Below are 8368 nucleotides of genomic sequence, written 5' to 3' on the forward strand. Positions count from 1 at the left end.
GCAAAGAGATTACCGCTGCCATCAAGGGCATTGCCGACGGCACGGTGGACATCGTCGTTGGCACGCACAAGCTATTGAGCGAATCCACCCAGTTCAAAAATCTGGGCCTGCTCATCATCGATGAGGAGCACCGCTTTGGCGTGCGCCACAAGGAAGCCATGAAGGCCATGCGTGCCGAGGTGGACATCTTGACGCTGACGGCTACCCCCATTCCCCGCACCATGGGCATGGCGCTGGAGGGTTTGCGCGATCTTTCGGTCATCGCCACCGCCCCGCAACGCCGTCTGGCCATCAAAACCTTTGTGCGCAACGAAGGCACTGGTGTCATCCGCGAAGCCGTGCTGCGTGAACTCAAGCGCGGCGGGCAGGTTTACTTTCTGCACAACGAAGTCGACACCATCGAGAACCGCAAGCAAAAGCTGGAAGAAATCCTGCCCGAGGCCCGCATTGCCGTGGCCCACGGCCAGATGCCCGAGCGCGAGCTGGAGCGCGTGATGCGCGACTTTGTGGCCCAGCGCTACAACATTCTGCTGTGCTCGACGATTATCGAAACCGGTATCGACGTTCCCTCAGCCAACACCATCCTCATCAGCCGCGCTGACAAATTTGGTCTGGCCCAGTTGCACCAGTTGCGTGGCCGCGTGGGCCGCAGCCACCACCAAGCCTATGCCTATTTGATGGTGCCGGACATGGACAGCCTGACCAAGCAGGCCCAGCAGCGACTGGAAGCCATTCAGCAGATGGAAGAGCTGGGCAGCGGCTTTTACCTGGCCATGCACGACCTGGAGATTCGCGGCGCGGGCGAGGTACTGGGCGAAAACCAGAGCGGCAATATGCTGGAAGTGGGCTTTCAGCTCTACAACGAAATGCTGTCTGAAGCTGTGCGCAGCCTGAAGGCTGGCAAAGAGCCCGACCTGCTGTCTCCGCTGTCGGCATCGACCGATATCAATCTGCATGCGCCAGCCCTGTTGCCCAACGACTACTGCGGCGATGTGCATCTGCGCCTGTCTTTCTACAAAAAGCTGGCCACGGCCAAGACGGCCGATCAGATCGACACCCTGCTCGAAGAAATCGTGGATCGCTTTGGCAAGCTGCCCGCACAGGCCCAGACCCTCATAGACGTGCACCGCCTGCGCGTTCTGAGCCAGCCCTACGGTGTGATCAAGGTAGATGCAGCGCCCGGCGTAATCAACATCACCTTCAAGCCCCAGCCGCCGATTGACCCGATGAACATCATTCATCTGATTCAAAAAAACAAGCACATCAAGCTGGCGGGCAACGAAAAGCTGCGCATCGAAAAAGAGCTTGAGAATCCCAAGGACCGCGCGCAAATGGTGCGTGATGTGCTGCGCAGTCTGGGCCAGCCGCTCAAGGCTGAAGCCGAGGCTCATGCATAAAGCAGCGCTGAAAGCGCTGCCAATGCATCAAGAGCAAGATAGGCTCCAGCCTTGAACCCTTGAGCCGCCATGTTTCTGGAAGCCGCTATCGCCCTGCTGGCACTGTCGCTGGCCCTGCTCTGCCGACCCTGGCGCATGCTGGACAGCCGGGCCGGGCCCGGCGGCATGCAAGACCCCGTGCTCTCACCCCTGCTCACGCCGCTACTCGCCACCCTGGTGCTGCTGCCCTGGGTCTGGGCCCTGCCTGCGCTGCACCAGATGCCGCTGCAACTGCGCTGGTCTGGTGCGCCGCTGGTCGTGCTTTTGATAGGCTGGCCGCTTGCAGTACCTGTGCTGCTTGCGGTAGGCGCTATTGCTTTTGCATTGGCTCCCGCCTTGGGGCTGGAAGAAGCCCTTGGCATGGTGGTCTGGCAAGGTCTGGTGCCGGCCACTCTGGCCATGCTCTGGGGCGTGGCAGTGCGCCGCTGGTGCTGGCACAACATTTTTGTATTTATTCTTTTGCGCGGCTTTTTAGGCACAGTTCTGTGTCTGTTTGTCGCGTCTCTGGTCGGCCAATGGGCAGGCCATGTGCTGCCCAATGTCAACGAAGACCTCTCGCGCATGGCCCGCTGGCTCATGGCCTGGGCCGACGGTGTGACCACCGGCATGCTGACGGCGGTATTCGTGGTCTTTCGCCCGCACTGGGTGGCGACCTGGTCGGATGCCATCTATCTGCAGCCGCCGCGCAGCCCCGAAAGCTGAGATTTTTCGGCAGTTTGACGTCTGCCACTTTCGTGCCCGCTGCGCAAACAGCATCTTTCCCATCAGGCTAAACGCCAAGGACGCTGGCACGAAGCTTGCTCATCATCAAGCCATCGCACTGTAGCCATCACCAAAGCAGTGCATATCTTGATGAAAAGAAGGATCGCATGTTGTTCCACCCCGTTCGCGCCAGCATTGGCTTCAATATTCGCCACGCCATATATACCACCGCCCGCACAGGCCTGGCCTGCGCGCTGGCAGCAGGCTTTGCTCTCACGGCGCAGGCTCAGAATGCCTACCCCGAGCGCTCGGTCAAAGTCATCGTCGCCCTACCTGCTGGCGGCAGCGCCGACATGATTGCCCGTGTCGTGGGCCAGAAACTGGCTGCCGAGCTCAAGCAACCCTTTGTGGTAGACAACCGCGCAGGCGCATCAGGCCAGATCGGCACGCCCGCCGTGGCGCGATCTGCTGCTGATGGCTACACGCTGATGGTCTCGCCCGCCTCGTTTCTGACCACCAACAAGAGCATTTTCAAATCGCTGCCCTATGACCCCGAGGCCGACTTCGCACCCATTAGCAAACTGGTGAACCAGCCCATGGTGCTCGTGGTCAAAGACAAGCAGAAATTCCCCAGCGTGGCAGCGGTGGTGAACGCTGCCAAGACAGCGCCCGGCAAGCTGACCTTTGCCTCTTCCGGCGACGGTAGCCCCCAGCACCTTGCAGCGCTGATGTTTGAAACCCGCACCCACGCACAGATGCTGCATGTGCCCTACAAGGGCGGTGCACCTGCTGTGAATGACACGCTGGCCGGCAATGTAGACATGCTGTTTGCCGTACTGCCCGAGGTGCTGCCCCACATTCAGGCAGGCAAACTGCACGCACTGGGCCTGCTGGCGCCCAAGCGCACAGCCACGCTGCCCAATACACCCACCATGGTTGAAAGCGGCTTTGCCGACCTGAACCTGTCTGCATGGGTGGGCCTGTTTGCCCCGGCCAAAACGCCCCAGCCCATTATCGACAAGCTCAACCGCGCCGTGCGCGTTGCTCTGGACAGCGATATCAAGACCAAGCTGAGCGAAAACGGCATGGAGGTTGCACCATCGACGCCCGAGCAGCTCAAGCAGACCGTGTCGCAAGACATCAAGTTGCATGCTGAACTGGTGAAAGCGGCAGGCATTCAGCCGCAATAACGCAGCATGATGCGGATGAGCCCCGCAAGGCCCGTCCGCATCAGCGGATAATGGCAGCCATATCCGGCCGAGACGGCAACAAGCTGCCCCGGCCACTGTTTTTGCCCTTCCTGCATTCGCACATACACGCAATGACTGACGCAACAGAATTCGCTCCCGGCCTGATGATTCGCGGCATTACCGCGCCGCAAAAGCTCAGCGACTACAAGCTCATCGCTTTTGACATGGACTCGACGCTGATCACCATCGAGTGTATTGACGAGATTGCCGACGCCACGGGCAAAAAGGAAGAAGTCGCAGCGATCACCGAAGCCACCATGCGCGGCGAAATCACAGACTTCAAAGACAGCCTGCGCCAACGCGTGGGCAAGCTGGGCGGCGTGACCGAGGCCGACATGGCCCGCGTGCTGGCTGAACGCCTCAAGCTCTCGCCCGGCGCTGAAGCACTGGTCAAAGCTGCCAAGGCTGCGGGCCTGAAGGTGTTGCTGGTCTCTGGCGGCTTTACCTACTTTGCCGAGCATGTGCGCGGCCTGCTGGATATAGACTTTGTGCGCGCCAATGTGCTGGAGTCCAAAGACGGCGTGCTGACCGGCGGTCTGGTCGAGCAAGCCTGGGGCGATATCTGCGACGGCGCGGAAAAACGCCGCACGCTGCTGGAAGTGGCTTCGCTGATCGGCATTGACGCCAGCCAGTGCATTGCCGTCGGTGATGGCAGCAATGACATCCCCATGATGCAAGTCGCAGGCCTGTCTGTGGCTTACCACGCCAAGCCCCGCGTGCGCAATGAAGCCAAGGTTTCCATCAACGAAGGTGGTCTGGACCGCCTGCTGGAAGTTCTGAAGTAAGCAGCAAGCTCCCCCATCAAGCCGCCGCAGCATTTGTGGCGGCTTTTTTGTGTCTGCATCGACGGCGCTCTCTGACGCGGAGCAAGCACCCGGCTTTGCTACAGTGCCTTGCATCCCTTCCAACCCGTGATCCGAAAGGTCAGTGAATGAGCAAACTCAAAATCGCCGTAATCGTGGGCAGCCTCAGCAAGCAATCCATCAACCGCAAGCTCGGCGAAGGCCTGGCCAAACTCATGCAAGATCAGGCTGATTTCGAATTCATCGACATCAGCCGCCTGCCGGTCTACAACCGCGACTTTGACAACACGCCAGACTTCAAGCCCTTCGAAGACCTCAAGCCACAGATTCGCGGCTGCAATGGCGTGCTGTTCATCACTCCCGAGTACAACCGCTCCATCCCCGCTTCGCTCAAAAACGTGCTGGATGGTTTGAGCCGCCCCTATGGCCAGACCGTCTGGGCCGGCATCCCCGCCGCCATCATCGGCAGCTCGCCCGGCGGTGCCGCCTCTGCCATGGCGCAGCAGCACCTGCGCAATGTGCTGGTCTCACTGGACATGCCCACCATGGCCCAGCCCGAAGGTTTTGTGCGCTGGTCCGACACGCTGCTTGATGCAGACGGCAATATCGGCGCAGCCAGCCACGGCTTTCTGACCAAGTACATGAGCAAGTTTCTGGACTGGGTACAACTGCAGCAAAAGAAATAATCCCGCTATTTCTTGATTTGATAGCAAGCCCCGCAAGTGCTTCAAGCGCTGCGGGGCTTTTTTATACGCATTTTGTTTTCACTATTTCTCACTTTTGATGGCGGCAGGAACTTTTCTTTACCCAGACTATTCCTACAATAGTGACGCAGCCCTATACACAACACAACAGCCGGCTGCCAAGGTCTGAGCACTGTCCTTTTTACGGACAGTTTCAGCTCAACACCTTGATATATCTCCCCTGACCACCAAATACCATAGCAAGCAAGCCATATGAGACAGGCGTCTCACGGCATGCCGGCTGGCTATCGCCTTGTGCGAAAGACAGCCATCTATGACAACCATGATTGGAATTAATCCGTGAAGACTTCGTACCGTGCTGCCGCCTCCGTGATCGCTATCGCTATTGCATCGCTGTCTGTGCCTTCGCTGGCTCAGGCCAAGCGCATGGGCAGCAGCAAGTCCGTGCGTCCTGCCAGCATCGGCAACAAGGCTCCTGCTCAGCCCGCTCCCGTGGCTCCTAAGGCTGCAGCACCTGCTGCTGCGGCCCCCGCAGCCGCCGCTGCTCCTGCAGCAGCTCCCGCTGCAGCGGCAACGCCTGCCCGTGGCTCCGGCATGATGGGCACCATCGCTGGTGCAGCCGTCGGCGCTGTGGCCGGCACCATGGCAGGCAACGCTCTGGCAGGTGCCATGGGCGGTGACAAGGAAGCCGAAGCCAAGAAGGCCAAGGAAGAAGAAGCCAAAAAGGCTGAAGCCGAAGCCGCTGAGCTGCAAAAGAAGCTCAACGAAGCCAAGGCCAAGGCTGAAGCCGCTCGCGCTGCGGTCAAGTAATCTGCAGTGCAGATGCCAAAAGGGCCGCTTTTGCGGCCCTTTTCCATTCTGGTTGATTCAGCTGATTATTCCTGCGCTCTGGGCCTGAGCCCTGCCGCCTTGCGAATCGGCTCCAGCAGCTCGCTCAGCCCGTTGTGGTCCAACTCATGCATTAACGCAATCAAGCGGCCCAGGTCGCCCTTGGGAAATCCCTCGCGGGCAAACCAGTTGAGATAGTTGCCGGGCAGATCCGCAATCAGGCGGCCCTTGTATTTGCCATAAGGCATTTGCACGCGCACCAGGCGCTCCAGCGTTTCGGGGTTCATGACAAGTGGACTCAGTTCAGAAATGCAAAACTTTGAATAAAAAACGACGTTCTTATAACCAAATAAGAAAAATGTACTTCCGGCTTCGGTGCGCCGCACTAGACTATGCACCTTACTTCACCGCGGCCTGCAAAAGGCCAAGGGATTTGTTGCAACTTGCTGAAGAAGGTCTGAACCCATGTTGAAGAAAGCTCTCTCTGCTATCGCTATTGCCACTCTGGCACTGTCGGCCCAGGCCGCTGATGTGCTCAAGATCGGTGCCACGGCAGTGCCTCACGCAGAAATCCTGAACCACATCAAGCCCGCGCTGAAGGCTCAGGGCATTGATCTGGAAATCAAGGAATTCAGCGACTACGTGCAGCCCAACGCCGCCGTGGAAGACAAGCAGCTGGACGCCAACTTCTTCCAGCACCAGCCCTATCTGGACAGCTACAACAAAGACCGCAAGACCTCGCTGGTGGCCGTGCCCAATGGCAAGGTACATGTGGAGCCCTTTGGCGCCTACTCCAGCAAGATCAAGAACATCAAGGATCTGAAGAATGGCGCAACCATCGCCATCCCCAACGACCCATCCAACGGCGGCCGCGCTTTGATTTTGCTGGCCAAGCATGGCCTGATCGAGCTCAAGGATCCAAAGAGCCTGACGCCTACCGCGCTGGAAATCGTCAAGAACCCCAAGAAGCTGAAGTTCAAGGAACTGGAAGCCCCTCTGCTGCCCCGCGCACTGGCTGACGTCGATCTGGCTCTGATCAACACCAACTACGCAATCGAAGCCAAGCTGAACCCCACCAAGGATGCCCTGTTCATCGAAGGTGCTGATTCGCCTTACACCAACATCATTGTTGCCCGTAAGGATCGCGCAGGCGGTGCTGACATTGCCAAGCTGATGAGCGTTCTGCACTCTGCTGACACCAAGAAGTTCATTCAGGAAAAGTACAAGGGTGCGGTTGTCCCTGCCTTCTGATCGACGCCTTCTGGTGCGCTAATGCGCATGCTCCATCAAAAAGCGCTGCATCTGCAGCGCTTTTTGCTTTCTGGCGAATAGATCTTTATTTGATAGCTGGTATCGCTTGATAAATAAGCGCTACCAGCACTTTTCGCTTGAAATTTTCAGGCCGACGGGCCCGGTACCGAGTGCAGCAACACCGCCGTCTCGCCATCACCGTTGACGCTTTCCAGCTGCACGCCAAAGCCCCACAGCCGGGCCACGTGTTTAAGCACTTCCTGCGTATCGTCAGCAAGCGGCCGCCCCTGGTACTGGGTGTGGCGCAGCGTAAGGCAGCGGTCACCCCGCAGGTTCACGTTCCAGACCTGAATATTGGGCTCGCGCGTACCCAGATCGTATTGCTGTGACAGCAGCTGGCGCAGCTGGCGGTAGCCATCTTCATCGTGAATAGCACTGACCAGCACTTCACGCTCATCAGGGTCGTCGTGCAGGGAAAACATGCGCATCTCGCGCATCAGGTGCGGACTCAGAAACTGGCCGACAAAGCTTTCATCCTTGTAATTGCGCATGGCGTGGTGCAGCGCAGGCAGCCACGGCGTGCCCGCCAGATCGGGGAACCAGCGACGGTCTTCCTCGGTCGGGTTTTCGCAGATACGCCGAATGTCGCGGTACATCGAAAAGCCCAGCGCATAGGGGTTAATGCCGCTAAAGGCTCTGTGCCCAGCCGGTGGCTGATAGATCACATTGGTGTGCGATGACAGCCACTCAATCATCACGCCATCGGTCAGCCAGCCCTCGTCATACAGGGTGTTGAGCAAGGTGTAGTGCCAGAAGGTGGCCCAGCCCTCGTTCATCACCTGGGTCTGGCGCTGTGGGTAAAAGTACTGGGCGATCTTGCGCACGATGCGCAAAATCTCGCGCTGCCAGGGTTCAAGCAATGGGGCATTCTTTTCGATGAAGTAGAGAATGTTTTCCTCGGGCTCCTTAGGAAAGCGCTCATTGTTCTGGGCCGCACTGTCCTTGTCTTTGCGCGTCGGCAGGGTGCGCCACAACACATTGACCTGCTGCTGCACATAGGCCTCGCGCTCCTCCCGCTCGGCGCGTTCGCGGGCAAGACTTTTGTTAGAGGGGCGGCAATAACGGTCCACTCCGAAGTTGGACAGGGCGTGGCAGGAATCGAGCAACTGCTCAACGGTATCCAGCCCGTAACGTTCCTCGCACTGGCTTACGTAGTCGCGTGCATAGACCAGATAGTCGATGATGCTGCCCGCGTCGGACCACATGCGAAACAGGTAATTGTTCTTGAAAAAGCTGTTGTGCCCGTAGGCTGCATGCGCAATCACCAGCGCCTGCATGGCCGTGCTGTTTTCCTCCATCAGATAGCTGATGCAGGGGTTGGCGTTGATGACGAT

Annotated in this window: 9 protein-coding genes; 7 read left to right on the forward strand and 2 right to left on the reverse strand. The window is 58.6% G+C overall.

The window, feature by feature from the left end; translation table 11 throughout:
- The 6 genes from RSF91_RS19085 to RSF91_RS19110 all read left to right on the forward strand — a co-directional run.
- The coding region (locus RSF91_RS19085) for a TRCF domain-containing protein (RefSeq protein ID WP_332569895.1) at positions 1-1397 on the forward strand (1397 nt) is incomplete at its 5' end.
- Positions 1398-1466: 69 nt separating this feature from the next.
- Positions 1467-2138: a hypothetical protein gene (locus RSF91_RS19090; protein WP_332569896.1), complete on the forward strand. Its 672-nt coding sequence runs from the start codon at positions 1467-1469 to the stop codon at positions 2136-2138.
- A gap of 167 nt (positions 2139-2305) precedes the next feature.
- On the forward strand, positions 2306-3328 hold the full coding sequence (locus RSF91_RS19095) for a Bug family tripartite tricarboxylate transporter substrate binding protein (RefSeq protein ID WP_332569897.1): 1023 nt from the start codon (positions 2306-2308) through the stop codon (positions 3326-3328).
- 131 nt (positions 3329-3459) lie between these two features.
- Positions 3460-4173, forward strand: a complete 714-nt coding sequence (serB, locus tag RSF91_RS19100) for a phosphoserine phosphatase SerB (RefSeq protein WP_332569898.1) — start codon at positions 3460-3462, stop codon at positions 4171-4173.
- Between the two features lie 146 nt (positions 4174-4319).
- The gene (locus tag RSF91_RS19105) at positions 4320-4877 is read left to right on the forward strand and encodes an NADPH-dependent FMN reductase (RefSeq protein WP_332569899.1); all 558 of its coding nucleotides are present in this window, start codon (positions 4320-4322) and stop codon (positions 4875-4877) included.
- 357 nt (positions 4878-5234) lie between these two features.
- Entirely contained in the window at positions 5235-5705 is a 471-nt protein-coding gene (locus RSF91_RS19110) for an ABC transporter substrate-binding protein (protein WP_332569900.1), read from the forward strand.
- A 65-nt stretch (positions 5706-5770) separates the two neighbouring features.
- On the opposite strand, the gene RSF91_RS19115 is transcribed toward RSF91_RS19110, so the two are convergent.
- The gene (locus RSF91_RS19115; RefSeq protein ID WP_099736618.1) at positions 5771-6010 is read right to left on the reverse strand and encodes a DUF3820 family protein; all 240 of its coding nucleotides are present in this window, start codon (positions 6008-6010) and stop codon (positions 5771-5773) included.
- 178 nt (positions 6011-6188) lie between these two features.
- Between RSF91_RS19115 and RSF91_RS19120 the strand changes: the two genes are divergently transcribed.
- Entirely contained in the window at positions 6189-6974 is a 786-nt protein-coding gene (locus RSF91_RS19120) for a MetQ/NlpA family ABC transporter substrate-binding protein (RefSeq protein WP_198461026.1), read from the forward strand.
- A gap of 146 nt (positions 6975-7120) precedes the next feature.
- Here the strand turns inward: RSF91_RS19120 and RSF91_RS19125 are convergent.
- Positions 7121-8368 (reverse strand): SpoVR family protein (locus RSF91_RS19125; RefSeq protein ID WP_332569901.1); only part of this gene is annotated, 1248 nt, incomplete at its 5' end.

The sequence above is a fragment of the Comamonas sp. genome (genome assembly GCF_036643215.1).
Taxonomy (GTDB): Bacteria; Pseudomonadota; Gammaproteobacteria; order Burkholderiales; family Burkholderiaceae_C; genus Comamonas.